At 74.0% G+C, this 24,758-nt stretch carries 20 protein-coding genes and 1 pseudogene; 5 read left to right on the top strand and 16 right to left on the bottom strand.

Translation table 11 applies throughout. The features are described from left to right. Positions 1 to 66 precede the first annotated feature (66 nt). Positions 67 to 2,775, bottom strand: a complete 2,709-nt coding sequence (locus ACZ5WK_RS38125) for a polynucleotide kinase-phosphatase (protein ID WP_465554797.1) — start codon at positions 2,773 to 2,775, stop codon at positions 67 to 69. After that, positions 2,772 to 4,427, bottom strand: coding sequence for a 3' terminal RNA ribose 2'-O-methyltransferase Hen1 (locus ACZ5WK_RS38120; RefSeq protein WP_465554795.1), 1,656 nt, complete (start codon positions 4,425 to 4,427; stop codon positions 2,772 to 2,774). Before ACZ5WK_RS38120 ends, ACZ5WK_RS38125 begins: the two co-directional genes overlap by 4 nt. 151 nt (positions 4,428 to 4,578) lie before the next feature. Here ACZ5WK_RS38120 and dapD point away from each other — a divergent pair, with 151 nt between their 5' ends. Continuing rightward, a complete protein-coding gene (gene dapD, locus ACZ5WK_RS38115; protein WP_405359859.1) occupies positions 4,579 to 5,568 on the top strand; it encodes a 2,3,4,5-tetrahydropyridine-2,6-dicarboxylate N-succinyltransferase in 990 nt (329 codons plus the stop codon). A gap of 388 nt (positions 5,569 to 5,956) precedes the next feature. On the opposite strand, the gene ACZ5WK_RS38110 is transcribed toward dapD, so the two are convergent. From ACZ5WK_RS38110 to ACZ5WK_RS38085, 6 genes and pseudogenes are all read right to left on the bottom strand, one after another. Beyond that, entirely contained in the window at positions 5,957 to 6,739 is a 783-nt protein-coding gene (locus ACZ5WK_RS38110) for a DUF6099 family protein (RefSeq protein ID WP_465554793.1), read from the bottom strand. A 317-nt stretch (positions 6,740 to 7,056) separates the two neighbouring features. Next, positions 7,057 to 7,407: pseudogene (locus ACZ5WK_RS38105) on the bottom strand (nucleotide pyrophosphohydrolase); the annotation flags it as partial. A 4-nt stretch (positions 7,408 to 7,411) separates the two neighbouring features. Beyond that, complete coding sequence (locus ACZ5WK_RS38100) at positions 7,412 to 8,851, bottom strand: AAA family ATPase (RefSeq protein WP_465554791.1); 1,440 nt, start codon at positions 8,849 to 8,851, stop codon at positions 7,412 to 7,414. A 108-nt stretch (positions 8,852 to 8,959) separates the two neighbouring features. Next, positions 8,960 to 9,790, bottom strand: a complete 831-nt coding sequence (locus ACZ5WK_RS38095; protein ID WP_465554789.1) for a putative RNA methyltransferase — start codon at positions 9,788 to 9,790, stop codon at positions 8,960 to 8,962. A 51-nt stretch (positions 9,791 to 9,841) separates the two neighbouring features. Beyond that, complete coding sequence (locus ACZ5WK_RS38090) at positions 9,842 to 10,717, bottom strand: ATP-grasp domain-containing protein (protein ID WP_465554787.1); 876 nt, start codon at positions 10,715 to 10,717, stop codon at positions 9,842 to 9,844. Continuing rightward, positions 10,714 to 11,757: an ATP-grasp domain-containing protein gene (locus tag ACZ5WK_RS38085; RefSeq protein ID WP_465554785.1), complete on the bottom strand. Its 1,044-nt coding sequence runs from the start codon at positions 11,755 to 11,757 to the stop codon at positions 10,714 to 10,716. Before ACZ5WK_RS38085 ends, ACZ5WK_RS38090 begins: the two co-directional genes overlap by 4 nt. A 250-nt stretch (positions 11,758 to 12,007) precedes the next feature. Between ACZ5WK_RS38085 and ACZ5WK_RS38080 the strand changes: the two genes are divergently transcribed. Continuing rightward, positions 12,008 to 12,886 carry a GNAT family N-acetyltransferase gene (locus tag ACZ5WK_RS38080; RefSeq protein ID WP_465554783.1) on the top strand — a complete coding sequence of 293 codons (879 nt, stop codon included), beginning with the start codon at positions 12,008 to 12,010 and terminating at the stop codon, positions 12,884 to 12,886. Positions 12,887 to 12,944: 58 nt separating this feature from the next. On the opposite strand, the gene ACZ5WK_RS38075 is transcribed toward ACZ5WK_RS38080, so the two are convergent. Together ACZ5WK_RS38075 and ACZ5WK_RS38070 are read right to left on the bottom strand one after the other, a co-directional pair. Next, on the bottom strand, positions 12,945 to 13,367 hold the full coding sequence (locus tag ACZ5WK_RS38075; protein ID WP_148645130.1) for a fic family toxin-antitoxin system, toxin component: 423 nt from the start codon (positions 13,365 to 13,367) through the stop codon (positions 12,945 to 12,947). Continuing rightward, positions 13,364 to 13,600, bottom strand: a complete 237-nt coding sequence (locus tag ACZ5WK_RS38070; protein WP_396323133.1) for a toxin-antitoxin system HicB family antitoxin — start codon at positions 13,598 to 13,600, stop codon at positions 13,364 to 13,366. The genes ACZ5WK_RS38075 and ACZ5WK_RS38070 overlap by 4 nt, the downstream gene beginning before the upstream one ends. A gap of 380 nt (positions 13,601 to 13,980) precedes the next feature. On the opposite strand from ACZ5WK_RS38070, the gene ACZ5WK_RS38065 reads away from it, so the two are divergent. Further along, on the top strand, positions 13,981 to 14,178 hold the full coding sequence (locus ACZ5WK_RS38065; protein ID WP_396323132.1) for a hypothetical protein: 198 nt from the start codon (positions 13,981 to 13,983) through the stop codon (positions 14,176 to 14,178). 154 nt (positions 14,179 to 14,332) lie between these two features. Here the strand turns inward: ACZ5WK_RS38065 and ACZ5WK_RS38060 are convergent, their stop codons facing one another. Then, positions 14,333 to 15,628 (bottom strand): class I SAM-dependent RNA methyltransferase, encoded by a 1,296-nt coding sequence (locus ACZ5WK_RS38060; protein WP_465554818.1) that lies wholly within the window; start codon positions 15,626 to 15,628, stop codon positions 14,333 to 14,335. A 428-nt stretch (positions 15,629 to 16,056) separates the two neighbouring features. Further along, positions 16,057 to 18,138, bottom strand: a complete 2,082-nt coding sequence (locus ACZ5WK_RS38055) for an APC family permease (protein WP_465554780.1) — start codon at positions 18,136 to 18,138, stop codon at positions 16,057 to 16,059. A gap of 230 nt (positions 18,139 to 18,368) precedes the next feature. On the opposite strand from ACZ5WK_RS38055, the gene ACZ5WK_RS38050 reads away from it, so the two are divergent. After that, positions 18,369 to 19,037, top strand: a complete 669-nt coding sequence (locus ACZ5WK_RS38050) for a potassium channel family protein (protein WP_396323130.1) — start codon at positions 18,369 to 18,371, stop codon at positions 19,035 to 19,037. After that, a complete protein-coding gene (locus tag ACZ5WK_RS38045) occupies positions 19,037 to 19,708 on the top strand; it encodes a potassium channel family protein (RefSeq protein ID WP_396323129.1) in 672 nt (223 codons plus the stop codon). The genes ACZ5WK_RS38050 and ACZ5WK_RS38045 overlap by 1 nt, the downstream gene beginning before the upstream one ends. A 92-nt stretch (positions 19,709 to 19,800) precedes the next feature. On the opposite strand, the gene ACZ5WK_RS38040 is transcribed toward ACZ5WK_RS38045, so the two are convergent. The 4 genes from ACZ5WK_RS38040 to ACZ5WK_RS38025 form a co-directional block, all read right to left on the bottom strand. Continuing rightward, positions 19,801 to 20,547 (bottom strand): DUF3159 domain-containing protein, encoded by a 747-nt coding sequence (locus ACZ5WK_RS38040; protein WP_396323128.1) that lies wholly within the window; start codon positions 20,545 to 20,547, stop codon positions 19,801 to 19,803. A gap of 2 nt (positions 20,548 to 20,549) precedes the next feature. Then, positions 20,550 to 20,957, bottom strand: coding sequence for an OB-fold nucleic acid binding domain-containing protein (locus ACZ5WK_RS38035; protein ID WP_396323127.1), 408 nt, complete (start codon positions 20,955 to 20,957; stop codon positions 20,550 to 20,552). A 136-nt stretch (positions 20,958 to 21,093) separates the two neighbouring features. Continuing rightward, positions 21,094 to 21,774, bottom strand: coding sequence for a response regulator (locus ACZ5WK_RS38030; protein ID WP_465554777.1), 681 nt, complete (start codon positions 21,772 to 21,774; stop codon positions 21,094 to 21,096). Between the two features lie 38 nt (positions 21,775 to 21,812). Continuing rightward, positions 21,813 to 24,407, bottom strand: coding sequence for an ATP-binding protein (locus ACZ5WK_RS38025; RefSeq protein ID WP_465554775.1), 2,595 nt, complete (start codon positions 24,405 to 24,407; stop codon positions 21,813 to 21,815). Positions 24,408 to 24,758 lie beyond the last annotated feature (351 nt).

Below are 24,758 nucleotides of genomic sequence, written 5' to 3'. Positions count from 1 at the left end.
AAGGCCAGGGCCCCGCGGAGACTCCGCGGGGCCCGTCCGCCGCACTCGCCGCACTCGCCGCACTGCCTAGAGACGCGGGTCCACCGGCTCCGACTCCAGCGCCAGCACCGCGAACACCGGCTCGTGCACCCGCCACAGCGGCTCGCCCGCCGCCAGCCGGTCCAGCGCCTCCAGGCCGAGCGCGTACTCGCGCAGCGCCAGCGAGCGCTTGTGCCCGAGGAAGCGCTGGCGCAGCTGGTCCAGGTACTCGGTGTAGTCCGGACCGTAGATGATCCGCAGGTACTCGCGGCCACGGACCTTGACGCCCGGCTGGACCAGCCCGCCCGGGCGCCCCTCCCCCGCCTTGCCGCGGACCAGCGACGCCAGCGGCTTGACCACCATGCCCTCGCCGCCGGCCCCGGTCAGCTCCTCCCACCAGGCCACGCCCGCGGCGACCGACGCCTCGTCCGCGGTGTCCACCACCAGCCGCCCGGTCCGGTGCAGCACCGGGGCGTCCCGGTGAGCAGCCAGGTCGGCCTCGGCCAGCCCGTCGATCCAGGCGAGGTGCTCGTCGTGCGGACGCACCGCCAGGTTCGCCCCCTCGGCGGCCAGCACCTGGAACGGCGCCAGCCGGATCCCCGACAGGCCCTCCGTCGGCCAGCAGTACCGCCGGTACGCCTCGGTGAACGCCTGCGCGTCCGCGGCGCGCTGCCGCTGGCGGGCGGTCAGCCCGGCGAGGTCCAGCCCGCGCCCGGCCGCCTGCTCCAACGCGGCCAGCACCTGCGGCAGCGCCGCGCCCGCCGCCGCGCCGACCGCGGCGTACTGGCGGCGCAGCAGCTCCGTGGCCTTCAGCGACCACGGCATCAGCTCGGCGTCCAGCAGCAGCCAGCCGGTGCCCAGCTCGTCGAAGAGCCCCGAGCGCTCGGCGGCGGCCCGCAGCCGGCCCAGGACGGCGGCGGTCAGCCCGTCGTCGCCGAGGAACGCCCGGCCGGTCCTGGTCCAGATCGCGCCCGGCCCGGCCAGGCCGAACCGCTTCTCCAGCGCCGTGTCGTCCCGGGCCACCAGCACCACCGCGCGGGAGCCCATGTGCTTCTCCTCGCAGATCACCTGCCGGACGCCGTCCTCGCGGTAGGCGGAGAAGGCCTCCTCCGGGTGTTCGAGGTAGCCGGGCCGTCGCGAGGTCGCGCTCGGCGCCATGGTCGGCGGCAGGTAGGCGAGCAGCCTCGGGTCGATCGCGAACCGGCTCATCACCTCCAGCGCGGCCGCCGCGTTCTCCTCCCGCACCGCGACCCGGCCGTGCAGCGCCGTCTCCACCACCCGGCGGCCCGAGACGTCGGCGAGGTCCAGCGGCCGGCCCTCGCGGGCACCCGGCGCGTCCGTGTGCAGCGGGCGCACCGGCGCGTACCACTCCTGCTCGGCCTCCACGCTCACCAGCTCGCGCTCCGGGTAGCGCAGCGCGGTGAGGCTGCCGCCGAAGACGCAGCCGGTGTCCAGGCAGATGGTGTTGTTGAGGAAGCTCGCCACCGGCACCGGCGTGTGCCCGTAGACCACCAGCGCCCTGCCCCGGTACTCCTCCGCCCACGGGTAGCGCACCGGCAGCCCGTACTCGTCGGTCTCGCCGGTGGTGTCCCCGTACAGCGCGTGCGAGCGCACCCGGCCGGAGGCCCGGCCGTGGTACTTCTCCGGCAGGCCCGCGTGGCAGACCACCAGGGCGCCGCCGTCCAGCAGGTAGTGGCTGACCAGGCCGCGCATGAACGCCCGGACCTCGGCGCGGAACTCCTCCGGCTCCCCCGCCAGCTGGTCCAGCGACTCCTGCAGGCCGTGCGAGACGGTGACCTTCTTGCCGTCCATCGCCCGGCCGAGCTTGTTCTCGTGGTTGCCCGGCACACAGATCGCGTGCCCGGCCGCCACCATGCCCATCACCAGACGCAGCACGCCCGGCGTGTCCGGGCCGCGGTCGACGAGGTCGCCGACGAAGACGGCGGTCCGGCCCGCGGGGTGCGCGGCGTCCACCGGGCGGCCGGCGTCGTCCCTGGTGAGCGCATAGCCGAGGCGGGTGAGCAGGGTCTCCAGCTCGGAGCGGCAGCCGTGGATGTCGCCGACGATGTCGAACGGGCCGGTGAGGTGGCGCAGGTCGTTGAACCGCTTCTCCGGCACGATCTCGGCGGCTTCCACCTCCGCCTCGCCGCGCAGGATGTGCACCTTGCGGAAGCCCTCGCGCTCCAGGCCGCGCAGGGAGCGGCGCAGCTCGCGGTTCTGGCGGGGGATCACGTGGGCCGGCAGCTGCCGGTCCGGGCGGGTCCTGTTCCGCTCCGCGCAGACGCCCGGCGGGACGTCCAGGACGATCGCGATCGGCAGCACGTCGTGCTCCCGGGCGATCGCGACCAGCTGCTTGCGGGCCTCCGGCTGCACGTTGGTGGCGTCCACGACGGTCAGCCGGCCGGCGGCGAGGCGCTTGCCGACGATGTAGTGCAGCACGTCGAAGGCCTCGGCGGAGGCCGACTGGTCGTTCTCGTCGTCCGCCACCAGGCCGCGGCAGAAGTCGGAGGAGATCACCTGGGTGGGGAGGAAGTGCTTGCGGGCGAAGCTGGACTTGCCCGCGCCGCTGGTGCCGATGAGGACGACGAGCGAGACGTCGGTGACGGGGAGACGGCGGGGCTTGGTGCCGGCCTGGGCATCGACGGGCAGGTCGGCAGGCGGGTCGGCGGGCGCGGCCCCGGTCGGGGCGTCCGTGATGGGGGCGGCCCCGGTCGGGGCGTCCGTGGTGAGCTTCGGGGACTGTGCGTCGTCGGTCATCGGGTCTCGCCCCCTTCGGGCGTCGTGGTGGCTTCGGCGGCCGTGGCTTCGGTGGTCGTTGCTTCGGTGGTGACGGCCGTCGCGTCGGCGGTCGTGGGCTCGGGCGGCGTGCCGATGCGGAACAGGGCGAGCTGTGTCGGCGCGCCCACCTCCGGGTCCTCCGGTCCGACCGGGCGGATCACCACGGTGTAGCCGTACGCCTCCGTGACCCGCTCGGCCCAGGCACGGAACTCGGCCCGGTCCCACTCGAATCGGTGGTCGGCATGCCGGACGTGACCGGCCGGCAGGCTCTCCCAGCGGACGTTGTACTCGGCGTTCGGCGTCGTGACCACCACCGCGGCCGGGCGGGCCGCCCCGAAGACGGCGTACTCCAGAGCCGGCAACCGGGGCAGGTCCAGGTGCTCGATCACCTCGGAGAGCACCGCCGCGTCGTAGCCCTTCAGCCGCGCGTCCGTGTACGTCAGCGCGCCCTGGACCAGCTTGACCCGGGCCGCCTGGCGCTCCGTCATCCGCTCCAGCCGCAGCTTGCGCGCGGCCGCCGACAGCGCCCGGGCCGACACGTCCACGCCGAGCACCTCGGTGATCCGGGCGTCCTTGAGCAGCGCGCCCACCAGCTCGCCCTGCCCGCAGCCGAGATCGGCCACCCGGGCCGCACCGACCTCGCCCAGCGCGGCCAAGATCGCCGTGCGGCGCTGCTCGGCCAGCGAGACCTTCTTCTCCTCGCCGGGCTGCTCCTTCGCCTCCGGGCCCCCGGTGTCCTCGTGCTCCTTCGCCTCCGGGCGCCCGGTGTCCTCGGCAGTGTCGTCGGTGGTCTCCTCGGCGGTGTCGTCGACCGCGTTGTCGATCTCCTCGACCTCGCGGTCGTCCGCCTCCGCCAGCCGGGCCAGCTCCAGCCGCTCCATCGCCCGCCGGGTGAGCGCCCAGCGGCGGGACAGGTAGCGGCGCGCGATCAGCGCCTGCTCCGGGTGGTCCGCCAGCCAGCCCTCACCGGCGGCGAGCAGCTTGTCGACCTCGTCCGGGGCGACCCAGTAGTGCTTGGCGCCGTCCAGCACCGGCAGCAGCACGTACAGCTGCTGCAGCGCGTCCGCGAGGCGGACCTCCGCACCGGACAGCTCCAGCCGGACGTAGCGCGACTCGCCCCATTCGGGGAACGCCTCGTCCAGCGGGATCGCCGACGCCTCGACCTGCCAGCCCAGCGGCTCGAAGAGCCGGCCCGCCATCGCGACCCCGCCGCCCTCGCCGGCGCCGTTGGCCGGCACGGCAGGCAGCACGATCCGCAGGGGCCGGGACCGCTCGGCCAGCCCGGGACGGGCCTCGCAGACGCCCTTCATCGCCGTCCGGAACACCGTCCGCAGCGCCACCGCGAGCAGGGAGGACGCCGCGTAGGGGCGGTCGTTGACGTACTGGGCGAGCGCGAAGTCCGGCGAGCCGCCGCGGCCCTTGCCCCGGCCCCTGCGGACCAGCGCGATGGGGTCGACATCGAGCAGCAACGCGGCCGTGCAGGCCTCGTCACCCGCCTCCGGGTAGAAGACGTGCGCCTCGCCGTGAGACGTCGAGAACTGCTGGACCTTGCCCGGGTGCTTGTGCAGCAGGAAACCCAGGTCGGTGGCCGGGCTCCCGGCGGTACCGGTGGTGGAGATCGACATGAACACCCGCCCGAGTATTGCCCAGGACGCGCCCGCCCAGCACCGGGTTTTGCCCGGTGTCCGCCCTTCGCACGGCTCGGGCGCCGCCGGCCGGCCGCCGTGTCCGCCCGGTGAGCGTGTTCGGCACCGGCGGCCCGCATTCGTTAACGTGCACGATGTGACAGCAGAATCCACCTCCCTCGCAAACGGCGCCGTCGCCGCAGGTCTGGCCACCATCGCCGCCGACGGCACCATCCTCGACACCTGGTACCCCGCCCCCGCGCTGGCCGCCGAGCCCGGCCCGGCCGGCACCGTCCGCCTGACCGCCGAGCAGGCCGAGGCCGAGCTGGGCGCCGGCGCGGCCGAGGCGCTGCGCGCCGACGCGCGCCGCGGCGTCGAGGTGGTCGCCGTGCGCACCACGATCGCCTCGCTGGACGAGAAGCCGATCGACGCGCACGACGCCTACCTGCGCCTGCACCTGCTGAGCCACCGCCTGGTGCAGCCGCACGGCCAGAACCTGGACGGCCTCTTCGGTCTGCTCGCCAACGTGGCGTGGACCAGCATCGGCCCGGTGCAGGTGGACAAGGTCGAGCAGGCCCGCCTGGCGGTCCGCACCCAGGGCGGCCAGCTCGCCGTCTACGGGATCGACAAGTTCCCGCGGATGACCGACTACGTCGCCCCGTCGGGCGTGCGCATCGCCCACGCGGACCGCGTCCGCCTCGGCGCGCACCTCGCCTCCGGCACCACCGTGATGCACGAGGGCTTCGTCAACTTCAACGCCGGCACCCTCGGCACCTCCATGGTCGAGGGCCGGATCAGCGCCGGTGTCGTGGTCGGTGACCACAGCGACATCGGCGGCGGTGCGTCGATCATGGGCACCCTGTCCGGCGGCGGCAAGCAGGTCGTCTCGGTCGGCGAGCGCTGCCTGCTCGGCGCCAACGCGGGCATCGGCATCTCGCTCGGCAACGACTGCGTTGTCGAAGCCGGCCTCTACGTCACCGCCGGCACCCGGGTCACCACGCCGGACGGCAAGGTGGCCAAGGCCGTCGAGCTGTCCGGCCAGGACAACCTCCTCTTCCGCCGCAACTCCCAGACCGGCGCCGTCGAGGTCATCGCCCGCTCCGGCTCCTGGGGCGGCCTGAACGCGGAGCTGCACGCCCACAACTGACCTCCTCCTCACCCGAGGTCCCCGGGCCCCCGGCGCCGCAACGGCACCGGGGGCCCTGCGCGTCCCGGCAACCGTCACCCGTCACCCGGCACCCCGGTGCGCCGCCCGCGCCCAGGTCCTGTCCGGTCGATCGCGCGCCCGGCTGGGCCGGCCGAACGGGACCGGCCCGACAGGACCGGCCGAACGGGACCGGCAGGACCGGCCGGACGGACCTAGCGAGGCGGCAGGTCAGCGGCAAGCCCGGATCACCCGGGAGGCTTACCGCTCACGGGAGTTGGACCGCATTGGGTGGTGGTCGGTGACCCGGTATCGGGCGGTTCGTTGGTTGCAGCGGCGGGGCCCCTGCCCCGGTGGCGCGGCGCCGCGCGCCGAGCCGCCGCCAGCCGCTTCACACCGCACTACCGATCCGAAGAGGTCTGCTCATGTCCGATCCCCGGTCCGAGGCATCCGCCGTGCAGCAGCATCCCGCTGCCGACGCGTCGGCGGTGCCGGCCACTCCGAAGAGCCTGCTGGAGCAGATGCAGGAACTGCTCGCCTCGGTGACCGCGGACCTCGCGGAGCTGCAGTCGTCCGGCGCCCGGGCCTCCGACCGGGCGGACGGCGGGCCGAGCCTGAGCACGAGTAACGGGCTCTCCTCCTCCGAGGCCTGAGGCTTCGCCGGCGGCGAGCCGGCCGCTGCGGGCTCGGCCGGCTCCGGCCGGCTCTCTCCCGCCGCCCGACGGACCGCCTGCCCCAGCCGGGTGACGAGGTCCTTGCAGTCTGCGCCCGCGTCGACCCCGTCGATGCACGTCCAGTACAGGCTCTCGGTGTCGGCACCGCAGGCCAGCACCACCAGCGTCTCGCCGGCGTCCCGCAGCAGTGCCCCGAGTTCGGCCAGCATCGGGGCGAGCGGGCCGAGTTCGGTGAGCCGCCCGGCCCGCCCGCCGACGCCCAGGCCCAGCAGGGCGGACGAGTCCCCCGAGGAGTGGTCGAGGCAACCGGCCGCGTGGCCGCCGGCCTCGGCCAGCTGCTGGCCGAGGCCGGCCAGGTCGCCGTCGTCCAGCTCCGCCAGCCGGGCACCCACGGCCTCGGTGAGCAGTGCTGCCTGCCGTGCCTCGGCCAGCACATCCGGTACGTTCCTGGCCTCCGCCAGGGCGTGCCGGGCCGTCTTGATCAATCGCAGCGCCTCCATCGGCCGCCACCCCTTCCGCTTCCGCGCGTTCTCGCGGTGTCCGGGCGGTCGCTCGACCGCGGGGACACCTGGTCACGGCGAAAGCGTGCGCCGACGGACGGATCGGCGCAGCCACCCCCTCGAAACCTGTGGAAAACCCGGGGGGTGTGGATAACTTCTGTCCCTCACAAGGGTCATTCGCCCACGTCCCGCTTGACGTCGGACGCCTCCCCGCACCCCGGACCGGCCCCCGCCCCCTGACCACGTCCGGCCTCCTGCCCGGCCGCGGGCCCCTCGCCTCGCCCGGCCGCGGGCCCCTCGCCGCGTCCTGCCGCGAGCCCCTCCCCGCGTCCTGCCCCGGGGGCCGGAAAGCGCAGCTCGTTGCGCTCGATCTTGGCGGCGAGCGCGGGCAGCGGGTCCACGCCGACCGCCGTGCAGAACTGCAGCAGGTAGGCGAGGACGTCCGCCACCTCGTCCCGCACCCGGTGCGCGCTGTCCGGGTCCGACATCACCGCCGCGGCCTGCTCGGGCGTGAGCCACTGGAAGATCTCCAACAGCTCGCCGGCCTCCACGGTCAGCGCCGCCGCCAGGTTCTTCGGCGTGTGGAAGGGCTCCCAGCTGCGCGCCGCGGCGAAGTCCGTCAGCCGCTGCCGCAGGCTCTCCAGGGTCGGGTCCGCGGGGTCCGTCACTCGTTCAGTCACCCTCCAGGTCTACCGCATCCCTGGCCACGGCCCCCGACCCGGGAACGCCCACCCCGGGCATCCCCGCCCCAGCCGCCGCGGGCGCCATCGCCCCGGCGGCCCCCGCCCCCGCAACGTCCAGCGCGCCGCCCTGGGCCGGCACCCGCGCCGTCTCGGTGCGCAGCACGGTGTGCCCGGAGCCCGGGTCCCGCCGGCAATCCACCAGCGCGACCCCGGGCGGCAGCTCGCCGGCTCCGCCGAGCGCCTCCCGGGCCGCGGCCGGCTCCTGCAGCGCGCCGAGCACCCGCAGCTGGTGGCGCCCGCACATCTCGCGGGCGAGCCGCAGCAGGGAGGCGGTCTGTTCGGTGCCGAGCCCGGCCCCGAGGTCCTCGGCGAGCACGGTGAGCTGCCGGTGCGCCCAGGGCACCTCGGCGGCCGCGTCCAGGTCCAGGACCCCGGCCCCGGTGAGCAGCACCGCGGCGAAGGCGAGGTGGCGCAGCATGCCGTCGGAGGCCTGGTCGGCGCCGGTGCGGCCGCGGACGCCTTCGTCGAAGACGGCGAGGACGCGTTCGCCGGCCCCGGTGCCGCGGCGGGCGAGGTCGAGTCCGAGCAGGGGGTACGGGGCGGCGGACTGGACGACGCGGAGCAGCCGGCCGTACCGGCGGGCGCATTCGCCGCTGAGCCGGGCGATGACGGAGGAGATGTTGGCGGCGGTGCTGAGCAGCCGGGCCTGCGGGTCGGGGCGGGCCCAGTCGCGCATCAGGGCGGGCACGGGGTGGACGGGGAAGACCTCGCGCAGGGCGGTGAGCAGGTGCTCGGTGGCGGCGAGCACCTTGCGTTCGCCGGGTGAGGAGCCGGCGACGCGCAGCGGGATCTGTGCGGTGACCAGGGTGGTGTTGGGGAAGGGCGCGCGGATGTCGCCCTGCCGGGTGTCGTTGTGCCAGCTGACGTTGGTCCGGTGGTGCCGGAGGTCCTGTTCGCCGGTCTCGACCAGGGTCCGGCCGTCGAGGGTGAGTTGTTCGCGGGCGATCCGGACGGGGCCGTCGGTGCGGATGACGACGTCGAGGCCGATCGGGCCGTCGGCGGAGCGGACGGTGCAGCCGAGGATGAGGGCGTTGCGGCCGTGCGGCACGCAGCCGGCCAGGCCGCCGCGGACGGGGGTGCCGAGCGGGCCGCGCCGCCCGGGGAGGCCGTCGAGGGAGTCGGTGATCTCCTCGCCGAGGGCGAGGCGGGAGAGGACGGCGAGGGCGTCGAGGGCGTTGGACTTGCCGACGCCGGCCGGTCCGTGCAGCACGGTGAGGGGCGCGAGCGGCAGGGTGGCGCGCCGGTAGGACTTGAACGAGGTGAGCCGGAGTTCCTCGAGGGTGGGGCGCTGGGCGGGCGGCCGCCCCGGGTCCGAGGTGTGCTGGTGGGGGTGGGCCGGCACGGCGGGCCGGGTGGCGTCGCGGTTCACCCGTGGGACGTTAGCCGCCGTCGGGGCGGCAGAAACGTGCCTGCCCGGCAGATTCATCCCAACGAGGTGGGCGGTCCCCGCCGGGGGCGCCGGCCGGGAACGGCCCGCTCAGCGCCGGTAGGCGGCGATCGTCACGGAGGCGGTGACCTCGACCGGGTCGGGCAGCCCGGCGAGGCGGGCGGCCAGTCTGTCCGGGTCGGTGTGCCAGGCGCTCGGGCCCATGCCGACGACGGTGCGGACGTCGGCGGCGGAGAGCCGCATGGTGAACTCGACCTGCTGCTGCCCGGCCGGGGTGAGGTAGGGGCCGAGCTTCTCGTCGATCCGGCGCTGCTTCTCCTCGTCGACCGAGAGCAGCCCCAGCTCGGTGACGAGTTCGCGCAGGTGGCGGGCGGTGGGCGAGACCAGGAGCAGGGTGGCGCCGGGGCGCAGGACGCGGCGGATCTCGGGGCCGTTGCGCGGGGCGAAGACGTTGAGGACGAGGCCGGCGGTGGCGTCCAGCAGTGGCAGCGGGCGCCAGGCGTCGCAGACGACGGCGCCGATCCGGGGGTGGGCCTTGGCGGCGCGGCGCAGCGCGTACTTGGAGATGTCGAGGGCGGCGCCGGGCCGGCCGGGCAGGGCGTCGAGGACGTGGGCGAGGTAGTGGCCGGTGCCGGCGCCGAGGTCGGCGACGAGCCCCTCGGGCGCCGCGGCCGCGGCGGCGCCGGCGAGGGCGTCGGCGATCGGGCGGTAGTGGCCGGCGGCGAGGAAGTCACTGCGGGCGGCGACCATGTCGGCGGTGTCACCGGTGCCGGTGTGGGCGTCACCGGCGAGCAGGCTGACGTAGCCCTGCTTGGCGATGTCGAAGCTGTGCCCGCCGGGGCAGCGCAGGGTGCGCCCGTCGGGGGTGAGGGCCTGCGCGCAGTGCGGGCAGGCCAGGTAGGGCTCGATGTCCTGCAGCAACGTCCGTCTTCTCTCGCGATCCGGTCGTGCGGTCCGGCCGGAAGGGCAAGCCTAACGACCGGCGGTGCGCGGCCGCCCGTCCCGCTGGCCGGGGACGTGCGGAAGGCCCGGGAGGCGCGGGGTGCCGCCACCCCGGCGGGCGGCGCGCAGGGCGAGCTCGGCGAGCGCCTCGGGGGCGCCGGCCTGGCCGCGGATGCCGGGGAAGGCGTTGACGTCGACGATGACGGGCTCGGCGGGCCCGTCGAGCAGGTCGACGCCGTAGACGTCGAGGCCGAAGACCCGGCCGACCCGCAGGGCCAGCTCGGCGCGGTCGGCCGGGAGTTCGGCGGGGCCGAACCGGCCTCCGGCGGGCCGGTCGTCGACCGCGATTTCGGAGCGGCGGCGCTCGCAGAAGACCTGCCCGTCGACGACCCAGAGTTTCTGGTCCCAGCCGGTGTTGGCGAGATAGGGCTGGGCGATCACGGGTTCGCCGGGCCACCGCTCGGCGAGGGCGGTCAGCCGGTCGGGGCCGTCGACGCGGGCGACGAGGTCGTGGCGGCGGCTGTGGCGGCTCTTGACCACCATCGGGTATTCGGCGTCGGCCAGTTCGGCGAGGCTCGCGGCGGTGCGGGTGGCGGCGAACGGCAGTCCGGCGCGGTGGGCGAGGTCGGCCATGGCGGTGCGGTCCTGGCAGAACGCGGTCGCGGCGGCCGAGTTGACGACGGGGGCGCCGTGCTCCTCCAGGTGGCGGGCGAGCGCGAGGGCCTGCGGGGTGCGGGCCTTGAGCAGGTAGACGTCGGCGAGCGGGCCGGGGCCGAGCCGTTCGGCGGGCGGGGTGTCACCGCCGGTGGGGTCGATGGTCTCGACCTGGTGGTCGGCGGCGAGCAGGGCGGCGGTGGCGGCGAGCAGCGGGTGGCCGGGGTCGGGGGTGAGCAGGCAGATCCTCATATCGCGCCGCCCATGCCGCCGCTGACGAAGCCGGCGCCCCCGAAGCCGCCGTCGACCAGGCCCGCACCGCCGACGCCCACGGCGCCGACGGAACCACCGACGCCGACTCCGGCCCCCTGCGCGGGAAGCCGCAGCGGCGCCGGCGCCGACGGCACCGACACGGCCGACACCACCGACGACGCCGACGACGGCTCCCGCACCAGCGCGGGCGCCGGCACGGAGACCGCCGTCCCGGTGCGGGCCAGCCGCAGCACGGCGCGGGAGACCCGGGCCACCGCGTCCGGCACCTGGCGGAAGCTGGGGAAGTCGTTGATGTCCACGACCACCGGCCCGTCCGGGCCGAGCAGCACGTCCACGCCGTACAGGTCGAGCCCGAACACCTCTCCCACCTGCCCGGCGATCCGCGCCACCTCGGCGGGGAGCGGCACCTGCCGCTCGCGCACGCCCTGCCCGGGGTGCAGCGGCGAGCAGCGCTCGGTCGCGTACAGCTCGCCGTCGACGCAGTACACCTTGAGGTCGGTACCGGAGTTGGGCACGTAGGGCTGGGCGATCAGCAGGCCCTCGCCGGCGAGCAGGGGGCCGAGTTCGACCAGGTGGTCGGGGGTGGGGACGAGCCGCACGGCGCGGCCGGAGCTGCCGTCGGCGGGCTTGACGACGAGCGGGTACTCGGAGGCGGGGATCTCGGCCAGCCGCTCCCACCGGGCCGCCGCGTAGGTGACCGGGACGGGCAGCCCGCGGGTGCGCGCGATGACCGCGGCGAGCGCCTTGTCCCGGACGCCGCGGATGGACCGGACGTCGTTGACGGTGGTGAGGCCGACGGCGGCGGCCGCCTCCAGGAGGGTGAGGCCGGGGCCGCCGGAGACGGTCTTGAGCACCCAGGCGTCGTGGCTGCCGGCCCGGACGGCCTCGGAGATCGCCATCAGCGAGTTGCCGGGGCGCAGCACGTCCACGCGGTGTCCCCACGCGGTGAGCCGGCGCACCACGTCGAGCGGCATGCCGTCGTGCCGGTAGTGCTCCTCGACCAGAAAGCAGAGCCTCATGAGCCTGTCATCCCCCTCGCCTCGCCCACGCGGACGTCCGCCGTTCCCGTCCGGCAGAGCTGTAAAGGCCCCAGAATGCCATGGCGCCTGCACGCAAGATCGCCCGGCCTGTAAGCATTGGGCAACAATCGGGCCGAAATGCCCGGGCTCCCGGCCCCGCCCAGTGGCGGCCGGGCGGTAGCCCGGCGGCGGCCGGCCCGGTGACCCAAATCAGTGGCAGGCCCGCGACGGGCCTGCCAGGATGCACGGCGTGACCTCTGACGATCTTGATCCCGCCCGCCGCGCGTTCCTCGACCTCCTCGCAGGGATCGAGCAGTACTACGACGCCGTGCCGCGCTCCGCCGCCCGCGTCGAGGACTTCGGTCCGCTGAGCCTGTTCGTCCGAGAGGGCCAGGGCTGGCCGTACTACGCCCGTCCGGCATTCGGGCACTCCGGCCCGGCGGCCACCGCCGAGGACGTCCGCCGGGTGCTGGCGCGCCAGCGCGAGCTGGGTGCGCCGGAGGCCTTCGAGTGGGTGGCCGAGCAGAACCCGCAGCTGCGCGCGGCGGTGGAGGAGGCCGGGCTGGCGGTGCACGAGCACCCGCTGCTGGTGCTCGGCCCGGAGGACGAGCCGGCCGGGGCGGCGTCGGCGCTGCCCGAGGGCGTGGAGGTCCGGGTCCTGGCCGCCGACGCCCCGGAGCTGGCGAGTGCGGTGGCCGTCCCGCACCTGGCGTTCGGCGAGCCGGGCACCGCCACGGGCACCGCCGGGGTGGCGGAACTGGCCGTGGCCGCCGAGAAGGTGGCGGCGGACGGCTCGCTGGCGCGGATCTCCGGGCGGATCACCGCCGGGCAGACGGTGTTCGCCGCGGCCCTCCGCGACGGTTCGGCGCTCTGCGCGGGCCAGTACAACCCGGTCGGCCGGGTCTGCGAGGTGGCCGGTGTCGGCACCCTGCCGTCGGCACGCCGACAGGGGCTCGGCCTCGCGGTCACCGCGGAGCTGGTCGCGCACGCACGGGCCAACGGCGTGCGGACGGTGTTCCTGTCCGCCGCCGACGAGGACGTCGCCCGGATCTACCGCCGGGCCGGCTTCCGCCCGTTCGCGACGGCCCTGATCGCCGAGCCCGCGACGGACGGGGCCCCCGCGGCATAACCGGTCCGACCGGCCCGACGGCGCGCCCGGTCCGCTCCGACCGGCCGGTGCGGCAGCCTCAGTCCGAGTCCTCGTCCTCCTCACCGCTGACGCCCTCGCCCTCGGCCTCGTCCACCACCCACGCCGCCAGCCGCTCGGCGACCCCGGACACGCCGAGCCGCCCCTCGCGGATGGCCCGGGCGAGGCTGCGCACCTCACGGGCGGTGGTCGCGACCGTGCAGCCGCTGGCCACCAGGTAGGCGTAGGCGACGGCGGTGGCGAACAGCTCGTTGGTCTTCTCCAGGGCCGGCACCCGGATCAGCTGGTGCATCAGGGCGGCGGCACGGTCCTGCGGTTCGGGGTAGACGGCGATGTCGAAGATCTCGGCCTGGTGGCGGGAGACCGCCGCGAGCAGCGATCCGTAGTCGGTGACCTGCGGGTCACCGGGCGTGTACTGCTCGGCGGTCATGAGCAGCCACGAGAGGTCGACCTCCAGGTTCAACGGCGCACGTCCTGGAGGTCGGCCGCGCCACCGAACTCGGCCAGGAACGCCGTCTCGTACTCCTTCATGAACTGCGCGGCGGCGTCGACGAACGCGCGCCCGGCCTCGCCCATGTCCTGCTGGACCAGGCGCTCGATGTACTGGTTCATGCTGATCCCCTGCTGCTCCGCCCGTTCCCGGGCCATCTCCGCGGTGGTGGCGTCCACCCGGACGTTCAGCTGTTTCTTGCCCATGAACCTCAAGCTAGCGCCAAAGCGCTAGCACAACAAGGGCGCACGTACGGCCCCGCACGCCCTTCCCGCCTCTGGGCCATGCCCCCGCCGCGCGGGCGTGAACCCCCGGAGGCCGACCCGGGCCGCCCTCCCCGCGCGGTGGAGCGAGGTGAGCGGGCGGGGCGAAGTGGAGCGCCGTGGATCCTTCCCGGGCGCGGCGCCCCCGCCGCCCGCCGCCCCCTCGGCCGGGCGCCGCCTGCCGGAACAACCCTCGTGAACCGGCGCGGGGAGCCCTGCGGATCCAGCCGGAGGAGCGAGACTTGAAGAGTTCTTCATCTTCCGAGACTCTGAACTACTCCGAGCATTCCCAGGAGCGGCACCGACCGGTGTGGAGGCCGGCAATGACAGCCATGTTCGACCAGGAGCTGCGCGAGCAGCTCGCCCTGGCCCGCAAGGACCTCGCCGCCGCGCGGGCCGACGGGGACGCCGACGGCGTCCAGGCGTACGAGGGCCGCATCGCCGGGCTGCTCCGGCTCGCCGCCCAGCACGGCATCGCCCTGCCGCACAGCGCGGACGAAGAGGAACAGAACCTGCGCTGAACGGCCCACGGAGCGCCCGGCAGCACCCGCACGGCCCCGCGACAGCCCGCACGAGCCCGCAACACGAGCCCGCAGACAGACCGACGGCAGGGAGGCGGCCCCCGGAACCCGGGTGCCGCCTCCCTGCCGTTCAGCTGTGGTCGTGCCCGTCCGGCTACTCGCCGACCGGCTCCAGGATCGCCACGCACTCGAAGTGGTGGGTCATCGGGAACAGGTCGAAGGCCCGCAGCGAGACCGGCCGGTACCCGCCCTCGCGGAAGAACGCGAGGTCACGGGCCAGGGCCGCCGGGTCGCAGGCCACGTAGGCGATCCGGCGGGCGGAGAGGCCGGCCAGGTGGGCGACGGTCTCACGGCCGGCACCGGCCCGCGGCGGGTCGAGGACGATCAGGTCGGTGGAGGTGATGCCGGTGCGCGGCAGCAGCGTCTCGACCCGGTCGCACTCGATCCGCACGTTGTCCAGCACGGCCAGGTTGTGACGGGCGTCGACCACGGCCTGCTTGGAGGACTCGATGCCGAGCACCGCGCCGTCCTCGCCGACCCGGTCGGCCAGTGCGCCGGCGAAGAGGCCGACGCCGCAGTACAGGTCGAGCGCGTTCTCGCCCCACTGCGGGTCCAGACCGTCCAGGACGGCGTCGACCAGGGTGTCCGGGGCCTCCGGGTGGATCTGCCAGAAGCCGCCGTTGCTGACCCGCCACGTCCGGCCGGCCGCGCGCTCACGCACGAAGGAGCGGCCGTGGACCTTGTGGATGTTGTCGTGCTCGTCGATCCGGGCGATCGACACCGGCTTGTCCAGCTCGACCAGCGGCAGCTGCGCGCCCGGCGACGGGGTGAGCACCACCTGGCGGTCGGAGGAACCGGCGGCGGCGATCACCTCGACGGTGGCGACGCCCGGCCAGTCGCGGGCCTCGATGCCCAGCTCGGCGACGCCCTCGGCGGCGATCAGGCAGCGGTCGATCGGCTGGATCTCGTGCGAGCGGTGCTTGCGCAGGCCGACCTTGCCGGTCTCCTGGTCGACCGCGTACTGCACGCGGGTGCGCCACGCCGGCACCTGCCCGGCCGGGAGCTTGCCGCCGACCGGCTCGACGCTGCCGTCCCAGCCGGCCTCGGCCGGAGTGAGGCCCGCCAGCTTGGCCAGCTGCTCGGTGAGCACCTGCACCTTGAGCTTGCGCTGCCCGCCGGGGGTGACGTGCTGCCAGTCGCAGCCGCCGCACTTGCCCGGCCCGGCGAACGGGCAGGGCGGGGCGATCCGGTCCTTGGCGGGATCCAGGATCTCCACCGCGTCGGCGCGCAGGAAGCGCGACTTGGTGGTGCCCTCGGTGACCTGCACGACGACCTTCTCGCCGGGCAGCGCGTGCCGGACGAACAGCACCCGGCCCTCGTGCCGGGCCACGCAGTGCCCGCCGCCGTGCGCGACGGGGCCGACCTCGACCTCGTAGCGCTCGCCGAGCAGCGGGTCGCCGCCGGGGCCCCGGGGGGCCGCCTCGGCGCGCGGGGCGCGGGTGGTGCGCAGCGCCTTCGGCGGGCGGACGGCCTGCTTGCGCGGACGCTCCCCGTCCTTGGGCTTCTCCTTGGCCTTCTCCTGGCGCGGCGAGCCGGCGGCCGGCCGCTCGCCGCGAGCGGGGCGCTCGGCGCGCTCCGCCCGCGCGGGGCGCTCGTCACGCTCCGGCTCCGGGGCGCGCTCCGCCGGCGCGAGCGGCGCCGTCTGCGCGGTGAAGCCGTCGCGGTCGGTGGCGGCCGGGCGGACGGGCTTGCCCCAGCGCGGCCGGGCGACCTGCCCGGGCTTGCCGGCGCCGCCCTTGCGGGCGCCCTTGGCTGAGCCCTTGCCGGAGCCGCCGGACGAACCGGACGAGCCGTGGGAGCGGGACGGGGTGTTGCGGGTCACTGGGAGGAGTCCTTGCTGCTGTCAGCGGAGGCGGCGGTCGTACCGTCCGGCGTACCGGAGACCTTCGACTTTACGGCCTTCGGCGCCCGGGGCTCACCACGCCGGACGGCACCCGGCGCCGACCAGGCCTTCTGCGGCCTGCGCCGCTCGGAGGACTCCAGCTGCCAGGGTACCGAGGTCACCATGACCCCGGGCTTGAACAGCAGCCGCCCCTTGAGGCGCAGTGCGCTCTGGTTGTGCAGCAGGTGCTCGTACCAGTGACCGACCACGTACTCCGGGATGTACACCGAGACGACGTCGCGCGGGCTGCTTCGGCGCAGGTTCTTGACGTAGTCCAGGACCGGCCCGGTGATCTCGCGGAACGGCGAGTCCAGCACCTTGAGCGGCACCTCGATGCCACGCTCGTCCCACTCCTGGCGCAGCGCCGCGGTGTCCGCCGGGTCGACGTTGACGGTGACGGCCTCCAGCGTGTGGGCGCGGGCGAGCCGCGCGTACGCGAGGGCGCGCAGGGCGGGCTTGTGCAGCTTGGAGACCAGCACGATGGCGTGCACCCGGGTGGGCAGCACCACGTCGTCCGGCTCCTCGGCGGCGACCAGCTCGTGGGAGACCCGGTCGTAGTGGCGGCGGATCGCCTTCATCATCACGAACAGCACGACCATCGCGGCGATCGCGATCCAGGCGTGGCTGATCTTGGTGGCGAGGACGACGATCAGCACGGCCATGGTCATCACCAGGCCGAAGGTGTTGATCGCCCGGCTGCGCTGCATGTGGCGGCGCTTGGCCGGGTCGGTCTCGGTGCGCAGCAGCCTGGTCCAGTGCCGGATCATGCCGGACTGGCTCATGTTGAAGGAGACGAAGACGCCGACGATGTAGAGCTGGATCAGCCGGGTGGGGTCGGCGTCGAAGGCGATGATGAACAGGATCGCGGCCAGCGCCAGCAGGATGATGCCGTTGGAGAAGGCCAGCCGGTCACCGCGGGTGTGCAGCTGACGCGGCAGGTAGCGGTCCTGGGCGAGGATCGAGCCGAGCACCGGGAAGCCGTTGAAGGCGGTGTTGGCGGCCAGCACCAGGATCAGGCCGGTCACGGCGGCGACGAAGTAGAAGCCGGGCGTGAAGTTGGAGAAGACGGCCTCGCTGATCTGGGCGAGCGCGGTCTTCTGGTGGTAGTCGCCGGGGGCGCCGCCGAGCTGCTCGACGGGGTTCTCGGCCATCTGGACGCCGGTGAGGCGGGCCAGCCAGATGATGCCCATGAACATCACCACGGCGATGGACGCCATCATCAGCAGCGTGGTCGCCGCGTTCTTGCTCTTCGGCTTGCGGAAGGCCGGCACGCCGTTGGAGATCGCCTCGACGCCGGTCAGCGCGGCACAGCCCGAGGAGAACGCCTTGAGCAGCAGGAACACCATCGCGAAGCCGGCCAGCGACTCGTTGCCGGGGGTGGCCTGGAGGTGGAAGCCGGCGCTCTCGGCGGGCATGTCCTGGCCGAGGCCGAAGTGGCGGACCACGCCGTACACCACCATGCCGAGCACGCCGATCATGAAGGCGTACGTCGGGACGGCGAAGGCGCTGCCGGACTCGCGGACCCCGCGCAGGTTCATGCCCATCAGCACGATGACCACGACCACCGAGAGGGTCAGCTCGTGGCCGCGCAGCGAGGGCACCGCGGAGACCACGTTGGCCACCCCGGAGGTGGTGGACACGGCCACGGTGAGGATGTAGTCGACCATCAGCGCGCTGGCGACCACCAGGCCGGAGTTGGCGCCGTGGTTGACGGTGGCGACCTCGTAGTCGCCACCGCCGCTCGGGTACGCGTGCACGTTCTGCCGGTACGAGGCCACCACGGCGAGCATCACGATGGCGACGACGACGCCGATCTGCCATGAGAAGTGAATGGCCGAGGCGCCCGCCAGGGAGAGCGTCAGCAGGATCTCCTCGGGCGCGTACGCGACCGAGGAGAGCGCGTCCGAGGCGAAGACGGGCAGCGCGATGCGCTTGGGGAGCAGTGTTTCCCCGAGCTTGTCGCTGCGTAGCGCACGCCCGATCAGGATGCGTTTCGGAAGGTCAGTCGGCATAGGCACGGTAAGGAATCGTAGGGGCTGTTCGCCGTGCGGTCCGACTTACGTCCCCCCCTTCGTCGCGACTGTGTTCGGTGGACCGGCTAGCGTGTCGGATACGAGCAGGCGGGCAACACTCAGGTTGTCGAGCCGCGCGACCACGAGAACGCTCGCCCCGGACGGCGGGGCGGGGAAGGATGACGAACGGTGTTTGCGCAGGTCAAGAACCCAACGGGACGGGTGAGGTAGCGCCGGTGCACATCGTCATCATGGGCTGCGGCCGCGTGGGCTCCGCCCTCGCAAGAGCGCTGGAGAAACAGGGCCACTCGGTCGCCGTCGTCGACCAGGACCCGACGGCCTTCCGCCGCCTGGGCGCCGGATTCAACGGGCGCCGGGTCACGGGTGTCGGCTTCGACCAGGACACCCTGAAGGAGGCGGGCATCGAGGAGGCCGGCGCGTTCGCCGCCGTCTCCAGCGGTGACAACTCCAACATCATCGCGGCCCGGGTGGCCCGGGAGAACTTCGGCGTGGAGAACGTCGCGGCCCGGATCTACGACCCCCGCCGCGCCGAGGTCTACCAGCGCCTGGGCATCCCGACCGTGGCCACCGTCCGCTGGACGGCCGACCAGATGCTGCGCCGGCTGCTGCCGAGCGGCGCCGAGCCGCTCTGGCAGGACCCGAGCGGCACCGTCCAGCTCGCCGAGGTCGCGTACTCCCCGCGCTGGATCGGCCACCGGGTCAGCGCGCTGGAGGAGGCCTCCGACACCCGGGTGGCGTTCGTCACCCGGCTCGGCGAGGGCGTGCTGCCCACGCCCCAGATGGTGCTGCAGGAGGGCGACCTGGTGCACGTGATGCTGCGCCGGGCCGACCTGGCGGCGGTCGAGGCCGCGTTCGCGCAGGGCCCTGACGAGGAGGGTCACTGATGCGGGTCGCCATTGCCGGAGCCGGTGCCGTCGGCCGCTCGATCGCGGGCGAGCTGTTGGAGAACGGCCACGAGGTCCTGCTGATCGACAAGAACCCCAACTCCATCTCGGTGGAGCGGGTCCCCATGGCGGAGTGGCTGCTGGCCGACGCCTGTGAGATCACCTCGCTGGACGAGGCGGCGCTGCAGCGCTGCCACGTGGTGATCGCCGCGACCGGTGACGACAAGGTCAACCTGGTCGTCTCGCTGCTCGCGAAGACCGAGTACGGGGTGCCGCGGGTGGTCGCCCGGGTGAACAACCCGAAGAACGAGTGGCTATTCAACGAGTCCTGGGGCGTGGACGTCGCCGTCTCCACCCCGCGCCTGATGTCCGCCCTGGTCGAGGAGGCCGTCAGCGTCGGCGACCTGGTCCGGCTGATGCGCTTCAGCCAGGGCAACGCCAACCTGGTCGAGCTGACCCTGGCCTCCGACACCGAGCTGGTCGGTACCCGGGTCGGCGACGTGCCGTGGCCGCCGGACACCTCGCTGGTGACCATCATCCGCGAGGGCCGGGTGCTCACCCCGGGCAAGGACGACACCCTGGAGGGCGGCGACGAGCTGCTCTTCGTGGCCGCGCAGGAGCGCGAGGAGGAGCTGGAGAACCTGCTCTCGGCGTCCTCCGGCGCCCAGTAGCGGGGACGAACGCGAGAGGGCCCGCACTCGGTTTCGAGTGCGGGCCCTCTCGCGTCCCGGCGGCCGTCCTGGCGGCCCGCCGGACGGCCGTCCTAGTCGCCGGGCTCCTCGTCCAGCTGCGCCTTGATCGGCGGCGGCGCCTTCAGCAGGATCTGCCAGGTGACGTACATCGCCAGCAGCATCGGCGGGATGCCGAGGGCGACCTTGAGCCAGCCGAGCAGGTTGACGTTGTGCGTGAAGTACAGCGGGAAGAGGATCAGCGGCTTGATGCCCATGATCATCACCCAGGCCCAGGTGGCCTTGGTGTAGGCCGCCAGCCTGCCCGGGTTCTCCTTGCGCCAGGTGAACATCTCGCCGGTCACCGGGCCGAGCATCACACCGATCAACGGCCAGCGGACCAGCGCCGAGACGGCCAGGCCGATGCAGTAGCCGACGTTCCAGAGCAGGCCGGGCAGGTAGAAGTTCTCCGCCTTGCCGGTCTTCATCGAGATCCAGGCACCGATGGCGACCCCGAACACGCCGCTGAAGGCGTGCTGGACGGTCTCCCGCTTGGCCAGGCGCGCCACCACGAACAGGGCGCTCAGGCCGAGCGCGGCCCAGGCGGCCGCCGGGACCTGGTGGGTGATGTTGTAGGTGACGATGAAGACCAGGCCGGGCAGGGTCATGTCGACCATGCCGCGCACGCCGCCGAAGGCCTGCATCACGGTGTCGGCGGCCTCCTTGGAGGCGGCCGCCTGCCGGGCCGCCTCGGCCTCGGCACTGTCCCGGTCGCTCCCGGCCGGGTCGGGCTTGGCCAGGTCGAGCTGGGCGGCGGACTCGCCGCCGGGCTGATTGCTCACGCTCATTCGCTCCCGTGTCCAACCGGACGCAGCTCGTAGCGGGGGTTGAACAGCACGCGGCGCCCGCGTGCGTGGCCGATCCGGCCGCTGGCGACGAGCCGGCGGCCGGGCTCTATGCCCACGATGGAGCGACGGCCGAGCCAGACCACGTCCAGCGCCTCGGTGCCGTCGAAGAGCTCGGCCTCCAGCGCGGGCACGCCGGCCCGGGGGCGCAGGGTCACTGTGCGCAGGGTGCCCGCGACGGTGACCAGTTCACGGTCCCCGCAGCTGGCGATCGGAGTGCAGCCCGACTCCGCCGCGCTCTCCTGGCGCAGCTCCTCCGCCTGCAGCTCCTCCTGGGAGGAGGTCAGCCGGCTGAGCATACGGCGGAAGCGGCCCTGCGGCTGGTCGCTGCTGATGTCACCACTCATGTCGGAAAGGCTACCGGTATCGGGGCCGCCTGCGGCAGGTCACGAGGTCAGCGGGGTACCGGGACCGGCCCGCCGCCGGGCCCGGTCCCGCTCGGCCCGGCCCGACGCGGCCCGACCCTGCTCGGCTCAGCTCGGCTCAGCTCTCGAAGCGGTACCCCATGCCCGGCTCGGTGATGAAGTGCCGCGGGTGCGAGGGGTCGCGCTCCAGCTTGCGGCGCAGCTGCGCGAGGTAGACCCGCAGGTAGTTGGTCTCGGTGCGGTAGGCGGGGCCCCAGACCTCCTGGAGCAGCTGGGTCTGACTGACCAGCCGCCCGGCGTTGCGGACCAGCACCTCCAGCAGGTGCCACTCGGTCGGGGTGAGGCGGACGTCCGTGCCGTCCCGGTTGACCTTCTTCGCGGCGAGGTCGACGGTGAAGCTCTCCGTGACCACCAGGGAGTCGTCCTCGCCGGCCACCGGCTCGGCGCGGCGGACGGCGGCGCGCATCCGGGCGAGCAGCTCGTCCATGCCGAACGGCTTGGTGACGTAGTCGTCCGCGCCGGCGTCGAGCGCCTCGACCTTCTCGTCGGAGGCGTGCCGGGCGGAGAGCACGATGATCGGCACCCTGGTCCAGCCGCGCAGACCCTTGATCACCTCGACGCCGTCCATGTCGGGCAGGCCCAGGTCGAGGACGACCACGTCGGGGTGGCGGGCTGCGGCCAGCTCCAGCGCACTCGCGCCGTCGTGGGCCGCGTCGACCTCGTACTTGCGGGCCTTGAGGTTGATCACCAGCGCGCGGACGATCTGTGGTTCGTCGTCCACGACGAGGACCCGGGTCATGCGGGCTCCGCCTTTCACAGCTGTCGGAAGAGAGGTGGTCATACGTGGGAAGGGCGGTCCGTGGGTCCCGGCGGTGGGACCGGCTCGGGCGGCTCGGCCGGGCGGTCGGCGGCGGGCAGGGTGACGACCATGGTGAGGCCGCCGCCGGGGGTGTCCTCGGCGGTGACCGTGCCGTCCATCGCCTCGACGAACCCACGGGCCACGGCGAGCCCGAGGCCCACCCCGGCACCGCGCGGCGCGTCCCCGTACCGCTGGAACGGCGCGAAGATCCGCTCCTTGGCGTCCTCGGGCACGCCCGGCCCACGGTCGACGATCCGCAGCTCGACCCGGCCGGGCCCGCCCGCCGGGACCAGCGCGTCCGCCTTGACCAGCACCTTCACCCCGGCCGGGCTGTACTTGACGGCGTTCTCGACCAGGTTGGCCAGCGAGCGCTCCAGCAGCCCGCCGTCGGCCCGGATCATCGGCAGGGTCTCCGGGACGTCCAGCCGGACGGCCTCCAGCGGGACACCGCCGAGCGCGAACGGCACCACCTCGTCCAGGTCGGTCTCCTGGATCAGCGGCGTGACGGTACCGGTCTGCAGCCGGCTCATGTCGAGCAGGTTGTTGATCAGGTGGTCGAGCCGGTCCGCGCCGGCCTCGATGCCGGCCAGCAACTCGGCCTCGTCCGCCTCGTCCCACTCGACGTCCGCGGAGCGCAGCGAGGTGACGGAGGCCTTGATGCCCGCCAGCGGGGTGCGCAGGTCGTGCGAGACGGCGGCGAGCAGGGCGGTGCGGATCCGGTTGCCCTCGGCCTCGCGGCGGGCCGCGGCGGCCTCCCCGGCCAGCCGGCGGCGCTCCAGCAGGACGGCGGCCTGCGCGGCGAAGGCGCCGAGCAGACGGCGGTCCTCGGCGGGCAGCACCCGGCCGCGCAGCGCCAGCGCCAGGGTGTCCCCGACCGGGACGTCCACATCGGCGGTCTCCGGCCGTTCCGGCGGGTGCGGCCCGGCCACCGCGACCGGGTGCCACGGGCCGAGCGGGTCGGGCCGCTCCAGCAGCACGGCGGAGTCCTGCTGGAAGGTCTCCCGGACCTGCTCCAGCAGCGCGGTCAGCACGCCGTCCCCGCCCGGCGCGCCGCGCAGCACGGTGCCGGCCAGGGCACTGAGCGTCTGGGCCTCGGTCTGGCTGCGCGCGGCCTGGTGGGTGCGCCGGGCCGCGAGATCCACCACGGAGGCGACCGCGATGCCGACGGCGGTGAATATCGCCACCGCCATGATGTTCTGCGGCTCGTCGATGGTGAAGGTGTGGATCGGCGGCGCGAAGTAGTAGTTCAGTGCCGAGGACCCGACCAGCGCGGAGGCGATCGCCGGGAAGAGCCCGCCGACCAGCGCCGCGCAGACCGTCAGCGACAGGAAGAGCAGCATGTCGGTCGAGAGCCCGAGGCCCTCCACGTGGGTGAGCAACAGGGCCAGCAGCGGCGGCCCGCCGAGACCGATCATCCAGCCCGCGACGGCGCGCGTGCGGCCGAGGTCGGTGACCTTGCGGATCGGGATCCGGCCCAGCCCCCGGGCGGCGTGCTCGTGGGTGACGATGTGCACGTCGATGTCGCCGGACGCCCGGGTCACGGTGGTGCCGACGCCCGGGCCGTAGATGTACTGCCAGGCGGGCCGGCGGCTGGTGCCCAGGACGATCTGGGTGGCGTTGACGCCCCGCGCGAAGTCCAGCAGTCCCGCTGCCGGGTCGTCGCCGAGGACGGCGTGGAAGGAGCCGCCGAGGCTCTCCACCAGCGCCCGCTGCTCGATCAGCGTCTGCGAGGAGCCCGATCCCGGGCCGGCCAGGCCGTCCGAGCGGGAGATGTGGACGGCGAGCAGCTCGCCGCCGGAGCCGCGGGCGGCGATCCGGGCGGCGCGCCGGATCAGCGTCGCGCCCTCCGGGCCGCCGGTCAGGCCGACCACGATGCGCTCGCGGGCCTGCCAGGTGCCCTTGATGCCCTGCTCGGCCCGGTACTTCTGGAGGTACTCGTCGACCCGGTCGGCCGTCCAGAGCAGTGCCAGTTCGCGCAGCGCGGTGAGGTTCCCCGGGCGGAAGTAGTTGGCGAGGGCCGCGTCGATCTTCTCCGGCGCGTACACGTTGCCGTGCGCGAGGCGGCGGCGCAGCGCCTGCGGGTCCATGTCGACCAGCTCGATCTGGTCGGCCCGCCGCACCACCTCGTCCGGCACGGTCTCGCGCTGCCGGACCCCGGTGATGCCCTCCACCACGTCCCCCAGCGACTCCAGGTGCTGGATGTTCACCGTCGAGACGACGTCGATGCCCGCCGCGAGCAGTTCCTCGACGTCCTGCCAGCGCTTGGCGTTGCGACAGCCTGGGACGTTGGTGTGCGCCAGCTCGTCCACCAGCACCGCCTGCGGCCGGCGGGCCAGCACGGCGTCCAGGTCCATCTCGGTGAAGGAGGCGCCCCGGTGGACCATCTCCCGGCGCGGCACGGTCTCCAGGCCGGTGACCAGACCCGCGGTGTGCCGGCGCCCGTGGTCCTCGACGAAGCCGACGACCACGTCGGTACCGCGCTCCAGCCGCCGGTGCGCCTCGGCGAGCATGGCGTACGTCTTGCCGACCCCGGGAGCCGCCCCGAGGTAGATCCGCAGCCTGCCGCGTCCCATGTGCACCATTCTTGATCCGGCCGGCCCGGGGGACCACCCCGGACACCTGTTCCCCTCCCTTGGAGACTACGGCGTAGCAGGCGATTCTCCACCGATCGGGGCGCTGATCAGGCAGTTTTAGCGGCATATTGACGGTCGACGAGGCCCTCCGGGCCACCCCGAACACCTCTTCGGACCACCCCCGCACCACACACCGATGGCAGCACCATCCGCATGCTCTCCTCTGCGGTGCCGCCCTCCCCGGGAATTCTCCGGGAATGCAAAGAACCCCCGATCCGTGACGGATCGGGGGTTCTTTGTGAATGATTGTTCGGCGGCGTCCTACTCTCCCACAGGGTCCCCCCTGCAGTA

The organism is Kitasatospora sp. NPDC032757 (assembly GCF_055579305.1).
The sequence above is the reverse complement of the archived record's forward strand: the minus strand, read 5'-3'. Positions and strand labels throughout refer to the sequence as shown.